This window comes from Paraburkholderia sp. SIMBA_053 (assembly GCF_046534895.1).
GTDB classification, from domain to species: domain Bacteria; phylum Pseudomonadota; class Gammaproteobacteria; order Burkholderiales; family Burkholderiaceae; genus Paraburkholderia; species Paraburkholderia caledonica.
Window position 1 is genome coordinate 31,365 of sequence record NZ_JAWRXU010000007.1, and the last position, 20,154, is coordinate 51,518.

Below are 20,154 nucleotides of genomic sequence, written 5' to 3' on the forward strand. Positions count from 1 at the left end.
GGCTACACCGATAACAATTTCGGTATGGCATGATTGGGGCGATTCGAAAAAATGCTTTGGAGACAGGCGATGACGCGTAGCTACTCGAACTGGTTCGTCCGTGCGCGACTCAAGACGCGGCAGTTGCTGCTGCTCGCCGCAATGGAAGAAGAGGGCAACGTGCGGCGCGCCGCCGACGTGCTCGGCATGACGCAGCCGGCGGCTTCCCGCCTGCTGAAAGAACTCGAAGACATGCTGGGCGTGAGCCTCTTCGACCGAACGCCGCACGGCATGCATGCAACGCTGTACGGCGAGGTCATGATCCGTCATGCGCGCATGGTGCTGTCCAATCTCAGCCACGCGCACGACGAAATCTCGGCGCTGCGCGCGGGACTCGCCGGGCAGGTGCGCATCGGCGTGATCGCAGCGGCGGCTGCAACCATGGTGCCGCGTGCCATCGCGAGTGTGAAGGAGCGTTATCCGCAGTTGCAGATCTGGGCGGAAGTCGAAACGTCAGATGTGATGCTGCCGCGGCTTGCCGAAGGTGAACTCGACATCATGATCGGCCGCGTGCTCGAGCGCCAGAACCAGTTCAAAACCGAAGTTCGCTACGAACCGCTCGCCGACGAACCGCTGTGCGTGGTCGCGCGGCCAGGCCATCCTCTGGAAAACGAAGCGGGCCTGACGCTGCGCGGCATTGTCAACGCGAGTTGGGTATTGCATCCGCCGGGCAGTGTTTTGCGGCATCGCTTTGACCTGATGTTTTCGCAGATCGGCCTGAATCCGCCGCAGAACGTGGTGAACACCAACAACTTCCTCGCGATTTCCAGTTTGCTGCTCCAGAGCGACATGTTGGCGGTTTTGCCCGACGAAGTGGCGCGTCAGTACCAACAGTACGGCGTGTTGAAGCGCTTGCCGATCGATTTACCGTGCAGGATGGATACATTCGGTATCATCACGCGCCAGTCGCACCTGCTTTCTCCCGCGGCCTCAGTGGTGCTCGACGCGTTGCGCGAGGCGGCCGGCGAGGTTTATGGCGCTCCCGCAGAGCAGGCCTTGGCTCGTTAAATGCTTCTTCCCGTCTATGTGGTGGCCGGTGGACGGCACGGGAGGGAGACAAAATGTACAACAAACACGGAAGACGGCAGCGCGCCGTCGACGACTCATTTTCGGTTCGCTCCGCTGGAGCGAGCGTCTGGTTTAGCAACGGCATGGCTCTCAAATCGACGATTTACAAGGCGGAATTGCAGATCGCCAACATGGACCGGCACTATTACGCCGACCATTCGCTCACCATCGCGCGTCATCCGTCGGAAACCGACGAACGGATGATGGTCCGCGTCGCCGCGTTCGCGCTCTTTGCGCAGGAACGGCTCGAGTTCTGCAAGGGATTGTCGGATGTCGACGAACCCGATCTGTGGCAGAAAGATCTGACCGGCGCGATTGAAACGTGGATCGAAGTCGGCCAGCCCGACGAGCGGCGCATCGCAAAGGCGAGCGGCCGTTCGAACGACGTGATCGTGATTGCGTACGGCGGACGTACTTCGGATATCTGGTGGCAGGGCGTGCGCAACAAGGTTGAGCGCATGCGCAATGTGACGGTCTGGTCGCTTGGCGAGAACGTCGCGGCAGAGTTGGGCGCGCTTGCCGAGCGCACGATGCGGCTTCAATGCACCGTACAGGACGGCGAAGCGTGGCTCGGCAGCGCGGAAGCCGACGCGGTGAAAATCGAGTGGACGGTGTTGAAGGCGCCCGCCAACGGCTAGGACGTCGGCAGCTCGCGGCTGACCTTGCGGCTCGCCTTCAGAGCGACGTGACCCGAGCCGCTTCCGGCGGCCCTTTCAGTTCGACCATGTTGCCCTCCGGGTCGAACAGATATAGCGACGGGCCGTAGCCGTCCGCGCCGTAGCGAACCGCCTGCTCGCCAAGCCGTGCGCCGTGCTCGCCGAGATGCGCCTTGAGCGCGTCTACATCAAACGGTTCCACGCGCAAACACACGTGATCCATGTTTCGCCCTGCGCCGACCGCGCCGTTTTCCGGGCGATCGAGCTTCGCGCCCACCTGCAGCAGGTCGATCAGCGAACGGCCCGCGCGCAACTGCGTGAGACCCAGCTCGCGCTGCTCCTTCTCGAGGCTGCAACCGAGCACCTCGCAGTAGAAGCGCGCCATGACCTCGACATTCGACGCCCGAATCACCACGTGGTCGATCTCGCGAATATGGATTTTCATTTGGAACGTTTCCTCTGGCCGGCTTACGGAACGGATGAACCACCAGTTTATGAGAAAGCGGCGGCTCTGGAAGCCTTGCGGTGAGGCCCAGATGCAGAGCGTACAGACGAAAAAAAGCCCGCTCTGCTTGGAGCGGGCTGAATCCATATCAGGAGGAGACATGGAGGAGACAGGTACTAATATACACACGGGGTTGGTGCGACGCAATAACTTTTTAAGGGAAAACCCGATATCGTGCAAATTTGTCGCACTTTGCGGCGAAACGAGTGCCTGGCGGGGATTCGACGACCGTCCGCCATTGGGAAACCGCAATGACACAGCAAGAACCGGAGCGTAGTGTGTCGGCATGCGGCCTACATTGGTGAGCATCGAGAGCACCTATCCGGGACCATCATGAACCGCGCTGCCAAGCCTGTTGACACTAGCCTTACCGCCGAGACCGCCGCCTGGAATTCCGACGACGAGCGTTGGGAAGCCGTCACTCGCCGCGATCCGCTCGCGGACGGCGCTTTCTTCTACGGCGTGAAGACGACGGGTGTGTTCTGCCGTCCGTCCTGCGCTTCGCGCCAGCCGCGTCGTGAGAATGTCGCCTTCTTCGCAGACGCCGGCGGCGCCCGCGCCGCGGGCTTTCGCGATTGCAAGCGCTGCCAGCCGGGCGGATTGCCGCGCGAACTGGAGATCGTGAACCGGGCGTGCGCCGCGCTCGACGCCGATCCGCAGCAACGTCTCACGCTCGCGCAATTGAGCGACGCTGTGCACGTGAGCCCGTTTCATCTGCAGCGGCTGTTCAAGCGCGTGGTTGGCGTGTCGCCACGTCAGTATCAGGCCGCGCAGCGCGGCGCCGCGTTGCGCGACGCGCTCAAGAGCGGCGCGGACGTCACGCGTGCGACGCTGGACGCCGGCTTCAATTCGCCTTCGCGGATGTACGACAGCGCATCGGCGGAATTGGGCATGGCGCCGTCGGAATATCGCCGCAAGGGTGCGGGACTGACCGTCCGCTACGCGAGCGCGCCGACGTCGCTCGGCTTCGTGCTGGTGGCCGCGACCGACAAAGGCATCTGCAAAATCGGCTTTGGCGACGACGCCGCCTTCCTCGTCGACGAATTGCGCGGCGAATTCGCCAACGCGGCCCTGCTCGACGATCCCGAGCGGCTCGCGCCGTTCATCGCTCAAATCGACGCGTACCTGCGCGGCACGCGTCAGGACTTCGACCTGCCGCTCGATATTGCCGCGACCGCCTTCCGTCAGCGTGTCTGGGACGCGCTGCGGCGCATTCCGTATGGACAGACGCGCAGCTACACGGAGATCGCCGAGGCGGTCGGCGCGCCGCGGGCCGTGCGCGCCGTGGCGAGCGCGTGCGCGACGAACCCGGTTGCGCTCGCCATTCCGTGTCATCGCGTCGTGCAAAAGGGCGGGGCGCTTGCGGGCTATCGCTGGGGCTTGCCGCGCAAGGCCGCTCTTCTGGACAACGAGGCGCAGCACGCGCGCAACGTTTCCGCAGATGAACCCAGCCATTCCCAGACGGGTCCTACTGAAACCGTCGCTACCAAACTGGACCACGCCGCGTGAGCACGCTTGACGAAGTCGCAACCCTGGAACTGCCGTACAAATCGCCGTTCGACTGGCCGCGCCTGCTGCGCTTTTTCGGCGGACGGGCGACGCCCGGCGTCGAGACGGTCGAAGACGGCGCCTATCGCCGCGCAATCGAATGGGACGGCGACAGTGGCACGCTCAGCGTGCGCCAGCACCCACGCAAGCGCTGCCTCGTCGCAAGCATCGAGGGACCGGTGAGCCGTCACGCCGACGCGCTTGCAGCACCCATCGCGAGGATCTTCGATCTGCACGCGGAGCCGAAGAAGATCGGTGCCGCCCTGGCCGCCGACCCCTGGCTCGCGCCGCTGATCGAAGCGGCGCCAGGTCTGCGCGTGCCGGGCGCGTGGTCCGGTTTCGAACTCGTGGTACGTGCGATCGTCGGCCAGCAGGTCAGCGTGAAGGCCGCGACAACCATCATCGGACGACTGGTACAGCGCGCGGGCGAGCGTATCGAAGGGCATCCGCACGCAAGCACCGCGTGGCGTTTTCCGACGCCAGACGCCCTGGCAACAGTCGATCTCGCGCAAATCGGCATGCCGGGCAAACGCGTCGCGGCGTTGCAGGGTTTCGCGCGCGCCGTCGCGAGCGGCGACGTACCGCTCGACAGCGCAACCGCCGACGCTCACAGCCTGCGCACGGAATTACTCGCCTTGCCGGGCATCGGCCCGTGGACGGTCGAATACGTCGCGATGCGTGCGTGGCGCGATGCCGACGCGTGGCCCGCGCTCGACCTCGTGTTGATGCAGTCGATCTCCGCGCGCGATCCGTCGCTCGTGCGGGCGACCCAGCAACGCGCACGCACCGACGCATGGCGACCGTGGCGTGCTTACGCGGCGATGCATCTGTGGAATGAAGTAGCGGACCGCGCCGGCGCCGCGCGTGGCGGTTAACTTTGCTTGCTAGCTCGCGTGGGTAGCAACACGCGCAGGTTGCTCCGTCCCGCCGCATCGAACGCGGGTGCGGCACGCACCGCCGCCCGCTAAAAACCTCACCGCCGCAATACCCGCAATAACCCGAATTCCCGTGGCCAGATTCGCGAATCCGGCGTGAAAACAGTCGGTCAGACCGGCCGGAACAGCCCGCCGAGGCGGCCTCAAGCAGGCGCCGTGGCGAGATGTTAAAGTGCCCGCTACTGAAAATTCCGCCGAACGTTGTCGACCGCACCATGCTGCCAGTGAGCAGCGAAGCGGCACATGGCGGCCGACAACGCCCGACTCGCATCAATGCCAAACACCACACAATCCCGCACGACCGACGCGTTCTCGCACCGCCTGTCCGTGCTGACTTCTGGCCCGCAACGCGATGCGCTGCTGCACGGCCTGCGCGGCATAGAAAGAGAAAGCCTGCGCGTGAACCATAACGGAGAACTCGCGCTGACGCCGCATCCGCGCGCGCTCGGATCGGCGCTCACGCATCCTTCGCTGACCACCGACTATTCCGAAGCGCTGCTCGAACTGATCACGCCGGCCGAGCAGGACGTCGCGCTGACGCTCGATAAGCTCGACCGGCTGCATCGCTTTGTGTACGCAGAACTCGGCGACGAGATTCTGTGGAACAACTCAATGCCCGGCCTCTTGCCCGATACCGACGACGGCATTCCAATCGCGAACTACGGCACCTCCAATATCGGCAAGCTGAAGTACGTCTATCGGATCGGCCTTGCGCTGCGTTACGGTCGCACGATGCAATGCATTGCCGGCATCCACTACAACTATTCGCTGAACGAGGAAGTCTGGCGGCTGTTGCATGCCGATCAGCAATCCACCGCAAGCGCCGTCGATTTCCAGTCGGATCGTTATCTCGCGCTGATTCGCAATTTCCGCCGCACAAACTGGCTGCTGATGTATCTGTTCGGCGCGTCGCCGGCGCTCGACCGCCGCTTCTTGCGCGGGCGTAAACATACGCTCGAAACCTTCGACGCAGACACGTTGTACCGTCCGTATGCAACCAGCCTGCGCATGAGCGATCTCGGCTACTCGAACACCACCGCGCAAGCGGCGCTGCATGCCGACTACGACACGCTGCCCGGTTATCTCGACGCACTTGCGAAGGCCGTCAGCCAGCCGTATCCGGCATACGAGGCAATCGGTACGCAGCGAAACGGCGAGTGGGTGCAGATCAACACGAACGTGCTGCAGATCGAAAACGAGTTCTACTCGACGATCCGTCCGAAGCGCGTCACGTATCCCGGCGAGCGTCCTTTGCATGCGCTGGCCGCGCGCGGCGTGCAATACGTCGAAGTGCGCTGCATGGACATCGACCCATTCGAGCCGGTTGGTATTTCTCTGGAGACGTCACGCTTTCTCGACGCCTATCTGCTTGTGTGCGCGCTCGACGACAGCGCGCCATTGCCGCCGCAGCCCTACGCGGAGGCCAACCAGAACTTCGCGCGCGTAACGACCGAAGGGCGCAAGCCCGGCCTCGAACTGGTCCGTGACGGCCATCCGCTCGCGATGATCGAGTGGGCCGAAGAGCTATTCGTCAAGATCGAAGCCGCGGCAGCCACGCTCGACGCACTGCAGGGCGGCGACGCGCACGCGCGCTCGGTTGCCATTCAACGGGCGAAACTTGCCGATCCGTCGCTTACGCCATCGGCGCGGGTGTTGCAGACGATGCGCGACAAGCAGCAGAGCTTCCTCGAATTCGGTCTGGAACTAAGCGAAGCGCACGCGGCCTACTTCCGCGCGCGTCCGCTGGAGCCGGGCGAGGCCAAGGAGTTTGCAGAACTGGCCAAACAATCGCTCGACGAGCAGGCGAAGCTCGAACGCGAAGAAGTAGGCTCGTTCGATGCATTTGTCGCAGCTTATCGGGCGTATACGTTGAATCGTTTCAGCGTCTGAACACACCGGCTCACGTGCGCGAAGCAACGTGCGAAAGCGGCTCGAGTAGCCGCTTTTTTTATTGCGCGGTGCATGCGCGGTAACGGCTACGTAATCGACGCGCACAACGCGACGCGCACAACAGCGGGCGCGTCGGCAGAACCTTCGCGACTTGCAGGTTTCTTTGACGTAAAGGAAACGCCCTCCGCGCGTAACGGTCCAAACTGTTACGACACGCTAGCGAGAGGGAGGATCAACGTGATGAAGCAAAGTCTGTTGGCCGCACTGTGCATTGCGACGGCGGCGGTTGCCGCGACCGCATGTTCAACGCAAGGACAAGTCGATCCCGACGTTATGCAGATTGCAACCACGCCCCTGACGTGTTCGAACAAAGCTCAGTGCGACCTCTGGTGGCAGCGCGCGCAGACGTGGGTCACGAACAACTCAAAATATAAAGTCGAATCCGCGACCGACACGCTGATTCAGACGGCCGCCCCCGATGGCGGCAAACGCGCGCTCGCGTATCAGATCACCCGCACCGCAAATCCCGACGGCACCGCGACGATCGGCTTCGCCGCACATTGCGATGGATCGCTTGGCTGCACGCCGAACCCGTGGGAAGCGGGCGCCGACTTCAAGCAATACGTTCGAGGCACCGCGGCGGGCACACAGAAACCCGATGTGAAGCCGTCGCAGCCCGCCCCCACCGCCATGCACCCCGACGCGTTGCAGGGGCAGTCGGTGACGCCAACGACCGGCGAAGCCGTCAGTCAATGAGCGAAGCGTTGCGCCGATCAATGTCCCATTGAAGGACCGACGCCTTTGCGCGGTTTGGTGATCCACACGAGCACCGCAAGCACGAGGAACGCCGCGCACGATATGCGGAAGAAGTCGTTCGTGGCGAGCATATAAGCCTGCGCAGTCACCACCTGCTCGAGCTGCGCGGTAATGCTGCCACCGGAAAAGCCGACGCCGGCGAGTGCATCGGTGTACGCATTCGTATTCGGCGTGTAGACGTTCACGTTGTCGACCAGCATCGCATGATGGCGAATCGTATCGTTTTCCCAATACGTCGTACTGATCGCAGTTCCGATCGCCCCCGACAAGGTCCGGAAAAAGTTCGATAAACCCGACGCGCTTGCGAGCCGTTCGTCGGATACGCTCGATAGGGTGATGGTTGTCATCGGCACAAAGAAGCACGCCACGCCGATACCCTGCACGATACGCGGCCAGATGACGTGGTTAAACGGCACGTCGAGCGTGAAAGTGGAGTTCCAGAACGACACGAACGCGAACACGATAAACGCGAAACTCGCCACCACGCGCAAATTCAAACGATGCATGTTCTTGCCGATCATCGGCGAGAGAAAGAGGGCGAGTAAGCCGACCGGCGCGGTGGCGAGACCGGCGAGGCCCGCGGTGTAGCCCATCACGGTTTGCAGCCATAGCGGGAAAATCACCACCGAGCCGAAGAACGCCATGAAGCCGAACGAGATGATCAGCACGCCAAGCGCGAAGTTGCGGTCCTTGAACAGCGAAAGGTCGACCACGGGTTCTTTCTCGGTCATCTCCCACACGAGCATGAACGCAATCGACACGACCGCGATCACTGCAAGCGTCACGATAAATGTCGAGTTGAACCAGTCGCGGTCCTTGCCGAGGTCGAGCACCATCTGCAGGCACGCCACGCCGATTACGAGCAACGTAAGACCAACCGCGTCGATACGCTGCTGCGTGGTCTTCGTTTCCCGGCCGCGCAGCAGCACGAACGCGCAGCCCGCGGAGAAAAGGCCGATCGGCACGTTGATGTAGAAGATCCACGGCCACGTGTAGTTGTCGGTGATATAGCCGCCCATCACTGGCCCGAAAATCGGCGCACAGATGACGGTCATCGCCCAAAGGCCGAGTGCGAGCCCGCGTTTTTCCGGCGGATAGGAGCGCATCAGAATGGTCTGCGAAAGCGGCACCATCGGCCCGGACACAAGGCCTTGAACCAGGCGAAACATGATCAGCGACTCGAAATTCTGCGCGAAACCGCACAGCGCCGAGGCGATCGTAAAAAGCAGAACGGACAGTGTGAAGAGCCGCACTTCGCCGACGCGCCGTGCCAGCCATCCGGTGAGCGGCACAGCAATCGCCGACGCAACCGAATACGACGAGATCACCCACGTGCCCTGGCTGGTCGCTACGCCGAGACTGCCGGAGATGGTCGGCACGGCCACGTTGGCAATCGACGTGTCCAGCACCTCCATGAAGGTGCCGAGCGCGAGGCCCACCGTCAGCAGCGCAAGCGCGCCGCCCATAAGCGGCGCCGGCTCGGCTGCGGGCGGGGTGGCGGGTTGGGCCGCCGGTCCAGTAGCGTTGGAAGCCGTAGCGTCCATATGTTTTTCTCCTCAGCGCGGAAAAGATTGTTGTGCCACGTTTATCGCGTCGATCCAGCCATCACGCATATATGCACCATCACACTCTGCCCAGACAGAGATATATGTGCAGTACAGCCCTGTAATTCGCGCTCCAGCTACTGCTTGCCGTTTTCCGGCGATGAATCCTGAAGCGGCTCGTCAGGCAACTCATCTGGCGAACACAGGCCACAACCGGCGCTCGAATCCGGATCGACGCCGTTCGCAATGAAACGGCCGAGCAGATCGATCAGCGTGGCAAGGTCAGCGGCGGTGAAGCCGCGCAACTGTTCGTTCAGCACCGCAGCGCCAATGTCCGGCAACTGGCGCGCCGCGTCGTGACCTCGCGGCGTCAGTTCCAGCTTGATCATGCGTCGATCCGCGTCACTGCGCGTGCGCGACACAAAGCCCTTGTTTTCAAGGCGATCAAGAAGACGCGTCATCGAACCGCTGTCGTACGACATAACGCGAGACAACTCGAACGGCGTGTTCGCCCGGCCGGCGGCCAGCATCAGAATGACGCCGATCTGCTGGGCGGTCAGCCCAAGCGGCTTCACCGCGCGGTCGGTGCGCTCAACCAGCACGTTGCGAGCCTTCGACAGGTAATAGCCGAGACTGGACTCGAGCCGAATTTCATCTGCTTTGTAGGGGCCGTCTGTCATCTTGTATCCGGAACATCGCTGGGCAAGCGAAGTTTAGCTGCCTAAGCAGGAAGATCAATGGCGATTTTCGCAGGCCGCCCAGAAGGAACCGCCGAAAAACAACAGCGCACCCACATATCGCGCATCAGTATCTTGAAATTTACTTGCATAGTCAATATTATACAAAGCAACGAGTTACGCGTTCCGCGCCACCCGAGACTATGTTCTGACCGCTTTTCTGTCCGCCGCCGATGCGGCGTGACCCAAGGATGTTCCTCCCATGCTGTACCTCAAAAATACCCTCGGCGGTTTAGGCCGCTCATTGACCGATTCAGCTTTGCATAGCTTCCAGGGCCCGCATCGCTGGTGGAAGCTCGCGCTATTTGCAGTGTTGTTCGTACTGCCCGGCGGATCGGTAGGGGTCGCGATTCTGGCGTGGGTCGAGCATCGGCGTGGGCGCAAGAGTTCGAGCAGCACATCTGTCGAAATCGCAGCGGAGCCGGTGCGCCTGGTCGGCACTGCCGCCGCCCCCGCGCACAATCCGGCGAGCGCCTGCCAATCGCGCGGCGACGCCCCATGCCGGGCAGCCGCAGGCAAGCTCGCGCGCAAGCCGGCATCGGCGGAATCGCGGGTCGACTCGCGGGCGTGATGGGTGGCGTCGCTCGCCGGTAACAGCGCGTAACCTTCGCGACACCGTCGGTAACACACCTACATCGCTCGCCGCATTAACCTTTCTGTTTCCCGCGCCCAGCGGGCTCTTACGCTAACATGCCGGCAAACCATACCGGCCGGCGCCGTCATCGGCGGCATCGCGGCGTCCAGAAGGAAATCATGCATGCAGTCTGACCGAATCTCGTCCGCGCGGACCTTTGCGCCGCGCGTCCTGACCCTCGCGGTAGCGGTGTCCGTCGCGGGCCTCGTGGCCGCGTGCGCGGTCGGTCCAGATTACAAGCGCCCAGACGCCGAGATTCCCGCCTCGTACAAGGAAGCCGCACCCGGCTGGAAAGTCGCGCAACCGTCGGATCAGCAGGATCGCGGCGCATGGTGGACCGTCTATCAGGATCCACAGCTCGATGCGCTCGAAGACAAGCTGAACGCCGCGAATCAGACCGTCGCCCAGTTTGCCGCCGCGTACCGTCAGGCCCGCGCGCTGGTCGGTGAGGCGCGCGCGGCGTATTTCCCGACCGTCGGCTTGTCCGCGGGCGCTACGCGCTCCGGCAGCGGTGTTTCGTCGAATGCGGTTGCAGCGAGCGGGAGCAACCGCTCGGGCGTCATCAACAGCTACAACCTGCAACTCGACGCCAGCTGGGAACCCGATCTATGGGGCTCGGTGGGTCGTTCCGTGAACGCGCAGAAGGCGGGCCAACAAAGCGCGGCCGCCGATCTGGCCAACGCGCGTCTGTCGGCGCAGGCCACGCTCGCGCAGACGTACTTCGCGCTCCGCTCGCTCGATTCGAACCAGAAGCTGCTCGACGAAACCGTCGCCGCCTATCAACGCTCGCTGCAACTCACGCAGAACCAGTACGCCGCGGGCGTGGCCGCGCGCTCCGACGTCATTCAGGCGCAAACGCAGCTGCAATCGGCGCAGGCCTCCGCGATCGACAACGGCGTTCAGCGCGCGCAGGACGAACACGCGATCGCAGTGCTCGTGGGCGAACCGGCTTCCACGTTTTCAATTCCGCCGATGCCGCTCACCGCGACGCCGCCCGCCGTGCCCGCGCAAATGCCGTCCGCACTGCTGGAGCGGCGGCCCGACATCGCGTCTGCGGAGCGCAAGGCTGCGGCGGCCAACGAGCAGATCGGCATCGCAATTGCCGCCTTCTTCCCATCGCTCACGTTGTCGGCGAGCGGCGGCTTCCAGAGTTCGTTGTTCTCGCAACTGCTGACCGCGCCGTCGCGCTTCTGGACCGTCGGTCCGCAACTCGCGGCGACCCTGTTCGACGCCGGGCTGCGCCGCGCGCAAACCGAAGCCGCCCGGGCCGCCTATGACCAGAACGTCGCGACCTATCGCCAAACGGTGCTGACCGCGTTCCAGGACGTCGAGGACAACCTCGCGTCGCAGCGCATCCTCGAACAGGAAATCGTGGTGCAGCAGCAGGCCGTGGAATCGGCGCGCCAGGCGCTTGCCATCGTGACGAACGAATACAAGGCCGGCACGGTGGGCTTCGTGAACGTCCTCGCCGCACAAACCACGGCGTTCACGGCCGAACAGAAGCTGCAGACCATCGCAGGTCAGCGGATGGTGTCGTCGGTCGGTCTGGTCAAGGCGCTGGGCGGTGGCTGGGACGTCACGCAGATGAACCGCGAAACCGGCGATGTGGCCGCACCAGCACCATTGCCAGCGTCATCCACGTCACCGGCGACGCCGGTTGCGCGAAGCGATGCCCCGCAGGCGTCAATGCCCGCTCAGGCGCAGATACAAGCGCAAAGCAAATAGAACTCGCAGGCGTGAGCAAGCGCCGCACGGCGCTGAAATACGAAAGAGGCATGAGCGGCTAACGGAGCCGGACATGCCTCTTTTTTATTCTGTCTGAGAACTCGCGCAGCGTGACGTAAGTGCGACCTTCCTCTTGCCGCGCCACACCGCGCTCAATGAGCGAAAGACAACGTGACGGTGTCCGGTCCGCTCGGCCGTCCCAGCAAATTCAGCAGTCCCGCAAGATTGTCGCGAGCCTCGGGCGCGGACGTCGCCGTTCCGTGAAATGACGTGGAAGCCGGCGACACGACACCGCGGCCGTTCAGCATCAGCGGGCCCTTGACTGTGCGCAACTCGATTGTCGACGAGACACCCTCCGCCTGGAACACGAGCTGGTACGAGCCCAGCGGCTTCACCGGCGATACGCGCGAACTCACGTCGCTGAGCGCTACCGTCAGCTGGCCGAACGCCTCGCGGTTGAAGCTGCGCCAGTCGGACCACGAAAGCCGCACGTCGCCCTGCAGATCCAGCGTGTTGAACGGCGCGCCCAGACCGCTTAGCAGCGAAGCAGGGACGCCTATCGTGCCGGGGGTGACGTTGGCGCTGCGCGGCGTCGCGTCGATGGTAATCGGATCGGGCATTGCCTCGCTATGGCGCATGGTCATGCGCACACGGCCGGTGAAGAGCGGCCAGAACGCCGTGCGCCATTCGATCCGTCCCGGCAGCAGCGTCGCGGCGCTCATGTCGGAGCCGGCCGCCAGCATCAGCGTAGCCGAGCCGTGCCAGAGCGAACCGCTCGGGTCGACGAGGTTCACATGGCCGCCGCTCTGGCGGGCAAATTGCGGCGTGATCCACGCAGCGGGTAACAGCGCGAGCATCACGGCGGCGTTCGAGAGAACCGCAACCAGCACCCAGGGCAGCACGGCGCGAAGGCGCCGCATCCAGTAAGTCATGCGAGATCCCGTGACAGCGCGGTCATTTCGCCGTGGATGGCTGCAAGGACGCAGTGACATCCACCTGGCCGTCTTCTTTCAGCGCGGTCACGTGCGCCTCGGAGACCTGCACCTTGAACTGGCGGCGCACGTCGTCGACCCAGGCCGTCCACGCGGGAAACGACGCGTTCTTCATCTGCACCTGCACCGCGTTGCCGATCACCTGCACTTGCGTGGCCGCAAGGCCATGATCGCTCAGCGACGCGGTGAGCGCGTCCTTCAGCGCACCGCCGGTCGGCGCAACGCCCTGTGCCGCCGCCGAAAGCTGGCGCGCTTCGTTGGCCTGCGCGGTCATTTGCGCGAGCTGCCGCTGCAAGGTGGGCAGCGATTCACGCAGCCGCGCGCGGCCCTCCTGTGCCGGCGCCCACAGCACCGACCACGCGATCACCACTGCGAGCACGCCGCCGCCCCACGTCAGCAACGCTTTTTCGCGGTCGGTTCGCTGGTACCAGAAGCCTGCCCAGGTTTGCGCGAGTTCAGCTTTCATTGTCCGTTCCTGATGGTCCACTTGCCGGTGTTGCTGTCGATCGCGCCGCTCAGTCCGTTGCGCGCAAGGCGTTTGGCGAAGTCGGGGTCCAGCTTCACTTCGGGTTTGAAGGTAACGTCGAGACGCCGGTCGTGATAATCGAGCGCGGCGATGCCGTTGACCGGCACAGGCGGGAGCGACCTTGCGAGGCCATCGGCGAGCGACAGAAAATCGCCCGGCGAAAGCTCACCGGCGGCCACGCGCAGCTGCTGCAACTGACGCGACATCTGATCGGGCGCATCGAGCACGACCGTCGTCTTCGGAAAGGTGGTCAGCAAAAGCTCGGTCATCTGCGTGCTGATCGCGTCGCGCTGACGTGAAAGCATCAACCACTGCACATTTGCACCGACGATGGCGACGACCAGCGCGCCGAGCGCCAGCAGCACCGGCAGGCGCAGACGGCGCAGCGTCGCGCGGTCGAGCCGCCATGGCTGCGACGCAAATTCGAACTGGCAGAGATCGAAGCGGCATGTGAGCGCGCGACGCGCAAGCTGCTCGAAGGGCAGCGGACTCGCGCCGTGCACGAGCGCGCCGAGACGTGCCGGACTGCTCGCACCAAGACTCGGCTCGTTGCCCGGAACCTCGGTCAGCATATAGAGCGAAACCGGCGTTGCGCCGGCGAGCGCGGCAAGCGTCGCGTTCACCGCATTCGCAGGCACGGCAAGGCCTTCGCCTTGCGCGCCGCGGGCAATCGCCAGCTCCACGCGCGGCATGCCGCTTTCGACGGCGCCTTCCAGCAGCATTGCGGGCGCAGTTTGCACCACGGTGCCGAGCACCGCCGCCACCATCGGCACGACTTGGGGCGCAGTGTCGGCCGCAACCGGCACCGGCGCAGCGTCGGCGAGCGACGCGCCCGCCATGGCCGGCTCGGTCGCGCTCACAGTTTCGGCAACTTCGGCCGGCACGGCGGGCAACGTTGCTTCCGGCAGACAACGCGTGACCGGCACGGCGCGCAGACTCCGGTGGCCGGCTGCGGAAAAAGCCTCGTAGATGAAGCGGAACCATCCACGGTCGATGATCGCCAGCATTTGACGACCGCCCGCGGCCGATTGCGAATCGACGGCAATATGGCAGGTTTGCGGGTCCTGGATCAGCTGATCCTCGACGATATTGGGCAATGCCTGGCGCAGCTTCGGGCCGCGCAGCGGCGGCAGCGTGGCGGGCATCATCAGCAGGTCGCGCGCGGCAACCATCAGCACCGTCGACGTTGCGCGCGGCAGCAGCGCAAGCGCCGAGCGGCCGGCGCGTTGCGTGCGTCCCGACTTGTCGAGTAGCACGAATGGCAAGTCCGGCAGTTGCCATTCCTGCGACGGCACCGCCGGATCACGCGGCGGCAATAAGACGATCAGCGTGCTCAAAGGCCACTCTCTTTGGGAAAGGCGTTATTCATAGTTGGTCTTGCACCCGCACGATACGCGTAGTGTGAGTCAAAGCATCGCGATAGACGAGCGTCGTGCGGTCCACCTCGGCGCGCTCGTGCTGCACGCGCCCGTGGATCAGAAAGTAGTTCGTATTGACGTCGTACTGATTCGGATCGACCGAGACGGTCTGCGCACCCGCGCCGCGCAAAGCAAGCTGCACGTCGCCGGCATTATGGAAAAACACTGTCTGCCGGCGCGCGACGAATGCTTGCGCGGACGAGAGACTCATGCCCGGCACAATCGCGGCGATGACCTCCGCGGAGGCCGTGTTCATGTTGACCGCGGACACCGTAGGCAGCACGGTGACGAAGGGCCGCAAGCGCGCGACCATCTCCGGCGTATAGCCGGGAATGTCGAGCAGCGAGTCGACGCTGGTCATTTGCAACGGCGCGTGCGCCGCGCTGTCGTCGCCGTCTTCGATACCGGGCTTGTCGGTGAAGCCGCCGCTCGTTGCGCCGCCTTGAATGGGCGCCGTCGCTGTCGTGCCGGACGTCGACGTGACAGTCTGAAAACGCGTTGCCGACTGTGCGAGGCTCGCACGCACCTGCACGGCGGTGTTCTTGGCGAGCTGGCCGCTCAGGCCGAGCGACACGAGCAGACGCTGGTATGCGCCGATCTGCTCCGTGTCCAGTTGCATGACCCCGGGCGCGGGGCTCGCGACCAGGTTGCGAAGATTGAACTTGGCCTGAGCGTCTTCAATGGATCCCGACAGGTAGGTGGCGGCGCCCTGCTGAGCGCGGACCTCGCCGATCTGGCCGAGGAAATCGGAGAGCCTCGTCTTTGCGATCGGCACGCCCCACACGCCGCCCAGATACGTAATGCCTGCGGAGGTATCGCCTTCAGAGCGAAGAATCAGACGCGTCCAGTCGAGCGCACCGCGCGAGACCCATTGGGCCTGCGCGAGCAGGCGCTGATTCTCGATTCGGCGAACCTGAACCTGCTGGCGCCACAGCATGCCGGAGACCAGAATCGCCGACAACGCCACTACCAGCAACGCGCTGATAATGGCCGCGCCGCGCTGTTGTGCACGTTGTTGTGCACGTCCCTGGCCGCCACGTCCGCCTCGCTTCGTCCGATGTTGCGCCAAGCCACGCGAGCCATCGATCGAGGCTGAACAAACGGCAGAACGTCGCGTATGAGGCGAGGAGAATCTCATGTCATTCTCCAATCAAAAAAACGCGAGTGATGGGCCGCGCGAGCGACTTCGCGCCCACGCTCACTTCAAGTCCGGTCACCGAACGCGGCAACGGCGCATTGCCGAGTTGCGGCACCTTGAGGTTATTGTCGGCCTCCGTGATTGCGCCCTGCACGTCTTTCATCTGCGTCGTCCAGCCGACTCTCGGCACGTAGAGGCGCGCGGAAATCGCGCCGACGCCACCCATCAAAGGCAAGCCGGTCCAACCTTCGCTTTCGCCGCCGCGCAGCGCCGAGCGTAGATCGCCGACGCTCGCAAGCGGCGGCGACGCATAGCGAATCACGCGTCCTTCGGTGACGCGGTAACGCACGACCTGCAAACGCGGCGCGGAGCCGGGCAAGGTCAATTGCCGCACGATCTGCAAGCCGCCGCCCGCGAGCGAGACCGCGGGTTGGCCGGATTCGTCGTCCGAGGCGGCCTGACGTGCGTCGATACGCATCTGGTCGAACAGCTGCGCGAAGACCCGCTCGTCTTCCATTGCATTCGTGATGGTCTGCCGGCCGCGAATGATCTGGTCGAGTCCACGCCACGACAACACCGCGATCACCGCCATGATCGCAATCGCGACCAGCAGCTCGATCAGCGTGAAGCCATGCGCGCCCGCACGGCGGCGGCGCTCAGAGCGAACGGTTGTTTTCATTCGCGACCACCGTGACCATCTGAGCGAGGTTGCCGGAACGCCCAGGCATCGTCACCATGACTTCCACGCGACGAAACACCGGGTTCGGCGTCGACGTCACATGCTCGGTACAGATCAACTGCAGATTGCCTTGCGAACAATCGAAGCTCGTCGAGCCGACGTTCGGCCATGCATGCGTAAGACGCAATTGCGCGAGCGTGTTGTCCGCGCTCCAGCCAGCCAGCAGGCGCCGGTGAAGATCGGCTTCGCCGCTCGCGAGACTGCCCACCGCGCGCAACGATGCGGCGAGAGCCACCGCGATGATCGCAAGCGCGACGAGCACCTCGATCATCGTGAAACCGCGCTGGCGCTTAGCGGCCTTGCGCGCCGCCGTGCTGCTGCAACGACGCATGTCAGTGAACCTCGTAGCGGCCGTTGCCGGTGCCGACGATCGTCGCGCGCCCCGCAGCGGAGAAGAGCGTGATGCGCACCGGCACGTCGATCGCCTCGGTGCCGAACACAACACGGCTTGCTTGCGAACTCGAACCCGGATAGTCGATCGTCACGCCGGTCACGCCGCCTTCCCACTGACGGGGCTTCAGCAGATCGTCGCGCAGCGGACGCCAGCCGTCTTCGGTACGCATGTCGAAACGAAAGCCACCGTCCAGTGGTTGCCATGCGATGGGACGCGCGCGCACCTGCGCTTCGTCGCCGGCCGACTCGAACAGCAACGCGAGACGTTGCGCTTCTTCGTTCAGATCGGTGCGCGGATTGCGCGTCATCGTCAATGCGGTCAAGGACACCAGCAAGCCTGCGATCACCAGCACCACCATCATTTCCAGCAGTGTGAAACCCGCCGCGCGTCGACGGCCGGCTCTCGCACTCATTGCGCTCCATGCAGCCGAACGGCGGCAGTCACGCGCGTGCGTAGCCGTGCCGGCCGCGGCGAGCGGCGGCTCGATCGTCACGCGTGCTTTGCTGTCGTCTATTGCCACGAGCCCACATCGGCGTCATTGCCTTCGCCGCCCGCCTTGCCGTCCGCGCCGTAGCTGAACACGTCGATCTCGCCGTGCACGCCCGGATTCAGATACTGGTAGCCGTTGCCCCACGGATCGTTCGGCAGACGTTCGAGGTAGCCGCCGTCTTTCCAGTTGTTCGGCACCGGATCGGTGGCCGGCTTTTCGATCAATGCGCGCAGGCCCTGCTCCTGAGTCGGATAACGGCCGTTGTCCAGACGATAAAGCTTGAGCGCCTGCATCACGGTGCCGATGTCCTGCTTCGCGGCAACGCGCCGCGCTTCGTCCGGACGGCTCATGATTTTGGGCACGATCAACGCGGCCAGAATGCCGAGAATCGCGATCACGACCATGATTTCGATCAGCGTAAAGCCGCGTTGACGACGGCTGCGCGGACCCGCGATTGCTGTGCGGCGAGTGGTCGACAGTTGCATAGCTTGCTACCTCTTTTCAGGTGAATTTTCGACTGGGCGGGATTCGCGTCCAGCACTTTCGGTGCCATTGAACACGCCCGGCCGGTCATTTTAATGTCATGCAATCGCGGGGTTTCAACCCAACGCAATTTTCACAATAGTCCGTACAATGATGCGCATGAACGCCATCCAAATCCGCCTTCTGTCGCTTGCGCTGTTCGCCGTGTTCTGCGCGACGCTGACCTACTGGATCATCACGCTCACCACGACGTCGGGCGCACCGTTGCCCGCAGCCGCCGCGCACGCGCAGGTCTCGACCGACCAGGCCGCCACGCTGTTCGGCGGCCAGCTCACGCGCACCGCGAACCAGGACGTGCATCTGTTCGGCATTCTTGCTTTGCGTGAAGGCGCCGCGGCCATCGTCAGCGTGGGCGGCGAACCTCCGCGTGCGGTATCGCTCGGCAGCACACTGATGCAAGGCGCCAAACTCTCCGAAGTCCGCGCCCGTTCGATCGTTATCGACCGCAATGGCGCGCATTCCGAAGTATTCCTGCCGGCCAACGCGGCGGGTCCCACGATCTACGTTCGCTAAAACGGAGCAGAGCGGGGCGACACGCACGCCGCTTCGCATCGACCCGCAGCACCCGCCGCACAAAAGCGCCGCGACGCCGCCCTCACTGCACCAGGTTGTTCAACTCGATGATCGGCAGCATCACCGCCAGCACGATCACCAGCACCACGCCGCCCATCGCCAGAATAAGCAGCGGCTCCAGCAAACTCGTCAGAAACATCGTGCGACGCTCGAGTTCGCGCGCTTCGCCGTCCGCCGCTCGGTCGAGCATGGTCGTGACGTCGCCGGTCGCTTCGCCCGAACGGATCAGGTGAACCAGCACCGGCGGAAACGTCTTCGTATTGCCGAGCGCGCGGGAGAGCGACGTGCCTTCACGAACACGAACGATCGCGTCGTCGATGTTCCCGCGCATGGCCGTATTGCTGAGCGTTTCAGCCGCGGCCTGCAGCGCCCGCAGAATCGGCACGCCGGCCGCCGTCAGAATGCCGAGCGTGCTCGCAAAACGCACCGTGTTGTAGCCGCGCACGAGTTTGCCGAGTAGCGGGGCGGTGAGCAGCCAGCGGTCGAACGCGAGGCGCGGGCCGGCTTGTCTGAGCGTCGAACGCACTGCATAGAAGAGAATCGCCACCGCGATCAGCACGGCCCACCACCAGTTCCGCACGAAACCGGACAGCGCCATCATCATGATCGTGAGGAAGGGCAGTTGCTGCTTGGTGCTTGCGAACACGTTGACCACTTGCGGCACCACGTAACTCAACAGAAACGTGACGATGCCGAACGCGATGATTGTGACGATGGTCGGGTACGTGAACGCGAGCACGATCTTCTGCTTGAGCGCGTTGCGTTGCTCGATGTAGTCGGCCAGCCGCGACAGCACGAGTCCGAGCTTGCCGGTATGTTCGCCGGCAGCAACCAGCGCGCGATAAATCTCGGGAAAGTCTTTCGGATGCTGCGTCAGCGCATTCGCGAGCGAGTGGCCGCCGAGCACTTCCGCGCGGATCGCGGCCATCAGTTCGCGAATGTAGTCGCGCTCCGATTGTTCGGTGAGCACCGAGAGCGCTTCGTCGAGCGGCAGGCCGGCAATCAGCAGACTGGCCAGCTGACGCGTGAGAATCGCCTGCTCGCGCTGCGACAACCGCCGTCCCAACGACAGACGTTGATTGCGCTCGCCGCGCGTGCGTGTGGCCGCCGGTTCGACCACAAGCGGCGTGAGTCCCTGCGAACGGAGGTTGGTGCGGGCACCGCGCGCGCTGTCGGCGTCGAGCACGCCTTTTTGCGCCTTGCCCGCCGCGTCGATCGCTTCAAAACGAAATGCCGGCATGCGC

Annotated in this window: 21 protein-coding genes; 9 read left to right on the plus strand and 12 right to left on the minus strand. The window is 64.0% G+C overall.

Annotated elements, in window-relative coordinates; translation table 11 throughout:
* The first annotated feature begins 69 nt into the window (after positions 1-69).
* On the plus strand, positions 70-1,047 hold the full coding sequence (locus SB753_RS21230) for a LysR family transcriptional regulator (protein ID WP_020067367.1): 978 nt from the start codon (positions 70-72) through the stop codon (positions 1,045-1,047).
* A 143-nt stretch (positions 1,048-1,190) separates the two neighbouring features.
* Positions 1,191-1,745: a YaeQ family protein gene (locus tag SB753_RS21235; RefSeq protein WP_027776868.1), complete on the plus strand. Its 555-nt coding sequence runs from the start codon at positions 1,191-1,193 to the stop codon at positions 1,743-1,745.
* Between the two features lie 37 nt (positions 1,746-1,782).
* On the opposite strand, the gene SB753_RS21240 is transcribed toward SB753_RS21235, so the two are convergent.
* A complete protein-coding gene (locus SB753_RS21240) occupies positions 1,783-2,208 on the minus strand; it encodes a VOC family protein (RefSeq protein ID WP_310065977.1) in 426 nt (141 codons plus the stop codon).
* A gap of 393 nt (positions 2,209-2,601) precedes the next feature.
* On the opposite strand from SB753_RS21240, the gene ada reads away from it, so the two are divergent.
* From ada to SB753_RS21260, 4 genes are all read left to right on the plus strand, one after another.
* Positions 2,602-3,777: a bifunctional DNA-binding transcriptional regulator/O6-methylguanine-DNA methyltransferase Ada gene (gene ada / locus SB753_RS21245; RefSeq protein ID WP_410801680.1), complete on the plus strand. Its 1,176-nt coding sequence runs from the start codon at positions 2,602-2,604 to the stop codon at positions 3,775-3,777.
* Positions 3,774-4,691 (plus strand): DNA-3-methyladenine glycosylase family protein, encoded by a 918-nt coding sequence (locus SB753_RS21250; protein ID WP_408170779.1) that lies wholly within the window; start codon positions 3,774-3,776, stop codon positions 4,689-4,691. Before ada ends, SB753_RS21250 begins: the two co-directional genes overlap by 4 nt.
* Positions 4,692-5,024: 333 nt before the next feature.
* On the plus strand, positions 5,025-6,641 hold the full coding sequence (gene gshA, locus SB753_RS21255; protein ID WP_410801682.1) for a glutamate--cysteine ligase: 1,617 nt from the start codon (positions 5,025-5,027) through the stop codon (positions 6,639-6,641).
* A gap of 240 nt (positions 6,642-6,881) precedes the next feature.
* A complete protein-coding gene (locus tag SB753_RS21260; protein ID WP_410801684.1) occupies positions 6,882-7,397 on the plus strand; it encodes a hypothetical protein in 516 nt (171 codons plus the stop codon).
* A gap of 17 nt (positions 7,398-7,414) precedes the next feature.
* On the opposite strand, the gene SB753_RS21265 is transcribed toward SB753_RS21260, so the two are convergent.
* Together SB753_RS21265 and SB753_RS21270 are read right to left on the minus strand one after the other, a co-directional pair.
* The gene (locus SB753_RS21265; protein ID WP_410801686.1) at positions 7,415-9,001 is read right to left on the minus strand and encodes a DHA2 family efflux MFS transporter permease subunit; all 1,587 of its coding nucleotides are present in this window, start codon (positions 8,999-9,001) and stop codon (positions 7,415-7,417) included.
* A gap of 137 nt (positions 9,002-9,138) precedes the next feature.
* Entirely contained in the window at positions 9,139-9,681 is a 543-nt protein-coding gene (locus SB753_RS21270; RefSeq protein ID WP_204522598.1) for a MarR family transcriptional regulator, read from the minus strand.
* A 259-nt stretch (positions 9,682-9,940) separates the two neighbouring features.
* Between SB753_RS21270 and SB753_RS21275 the strand changes: the two genes are divergently transcribed.
* Both SB753_RS21275 and SB753_RS21280 read left to right on the plus strand, forming a co-directional pair.
* Positions 9,941-10,309 (plus strand): hypothetical protein, encoded by a 369-nt coding sequence (locus tag SB753_RS21275; RefSeq protein ID WP_204522597.1) that lies wholly within the window; start codon positions 9,941-9,943, stop codon positions 10,307-10,309.
* Positions 10,310-10,495: 186 nt separating this feature from the next.
* On the plus strand, positions 10,496-12,097 hold the full coding sequence (locus tag SB753_RS21280) for an efflux transporter outer membrane subunit (RefSeq protein WP_410801688.1): 1,602 nt from the start codon (positions 10,496-10,498) through the stop codon (positions 12,095-12,097).
* A gap of 152 nt (positions 12,098-12,249) precedes the next feature.
* Here SB753_RS21280 and SB753_RS21285 read toward each other — a convergent pair whose 3' ends face one another.
* Genes SB753_RS21285 through gspG form a run of 8 tightly spaced genes read right to left on the minus strand, consistent with a single transcriptional unit; the run spans position 12,250 to position 18,279 of the window.
* Positions 12,250-13,029 carry a type II secretion system protein N gene (locus SB753_RS21285; protein ID WP_204522595.1) on the minus strand — a complete coding sequence of 260 codons (780 nt, stop codon included), beginning with the start codon at positions 13,027-13,029 and terminating at the stop codon, positions 12,250-12,252.
* Positions 13,030-13,051: 22 nt separating this feature from the next.
* Positions 13,052-13,555, minus strand: a complete 504-nt coding sequence (locus SB753_RS21290; protein ID WP_020067379.1) for a type II secretion system protein M — start codon at positions 13,553-13,555, stop codon at positions 13,052-13,054.
* Complete coding sequence (gene gspL / locus SB753_RS21295) at positions 13,552-14,952, minus strand: type II secretion system protein GspL (RefSeq protein WP_020067380.1); 1,401 nt, start codon at positions 14,950-14,952, stop codon at positions 13,552-13,554. The genes SB753_RS21290 and gspL overlap by 4 nt, the downstream gene beginning before the upstream one ends.
* Before the next feature lie 28 nt (positions 14,953-14,980).
* Positions 14,981-16,171 (minus strand): type II secretion system minor pseudopilin GspK, encoded by a 1,191-nt coding sequence (gene gspK, locus SB753_RS21300; protein ID WP_410801690.1) that lies wholly within the window; start codon positions 16,169-16,171, stop codon positions 14,981-14,983.
* 1 nt (position 16,172) lies between these two features.
* Complete coding sequence (locus SB753_RS21305) at positions 16,173-16,850, minus strand: type II secretion system protein J (protein WP_027776882.1); 678 nt, start codon at positions 16,848-16,850, stop codon at positions 16,173-16,175.
* Complete coding sequence (gspI, locus tag SB753_RS21310) at positions 16,828-17,241, minus strand: type II secretion system minor pseudopilin GspI (RefSeq protein ID WP_410801692.1); 414 nt, start codon at positions 17,239-17,241, stop codon at positions 16,828-16,830. The genes SB753_RS21305 and gspI overlap by 23 nt, the downstream gene beginning before the upstream one ends.
* A 1-nt stretch (position 17,242) precedes the next feature.
* Positions 17,243-17,824: a GspH/FimT family pseudopilin gene (locus tag SB753_RS21315; RefSeq protein ID WP_088176210.1), complete on the minus strand. Its 582-nt coding sequence runs from the start codon at positions 17,822-17,824 to the stop codon at positions 17,243-17,245.
* The gene (gene gspG, locus SB753_RS21320; RefSeq protein ID WP_020067385.1) at positions 17,815-18,279 is read right to left on the minus strand and encodes a type II secretion system major pseudopilin GspG; all 465 of its coding nucleotides are present in this window, start codon (positions 18,277-18,279) and stop codon (positions 17,815-17,817) included. Before gspG ends, SB753_RS21315 begins: the two co-directional genes overlap by 10 nt.
* Positions 18,280-18,436: 157 nt before the next feature.
* Here gspG and SB753_RS21325 point away from each other — a divergent pair, with 157 nt between their 5' ends.
* The gene (locus tag SB753_RS21325) at positions 18,437-18,850 is read left to right on the plus strand and encodes a type II secretion system protein N (protein WP_027776885.1); all 414 of its coding nucleotides are present in this window, start codon (positions 18,437-18,439) and stop codon (positions 18,848-18,850) included.
* Between the two features lie 82 nt (positions 18,851-18,932).
* On the opposite strand, the gene gspF is transcribed toward SB753_RS21325, so the two are convergent.
* Positions 18,933-20,150: a type II secretion system inner membrane protein GspF gene (gspF, locus tag SB753_RS21330; protein ID WP_027776886.1), complete on the minus strand. Its 1,218-nt coding sequence runs from the start codon at positions 20,148-20,150 to the stop codon at positions 18,933-18,935.
* Positions 20,151-20,154 lie beyond the last annotated feature (4 nt).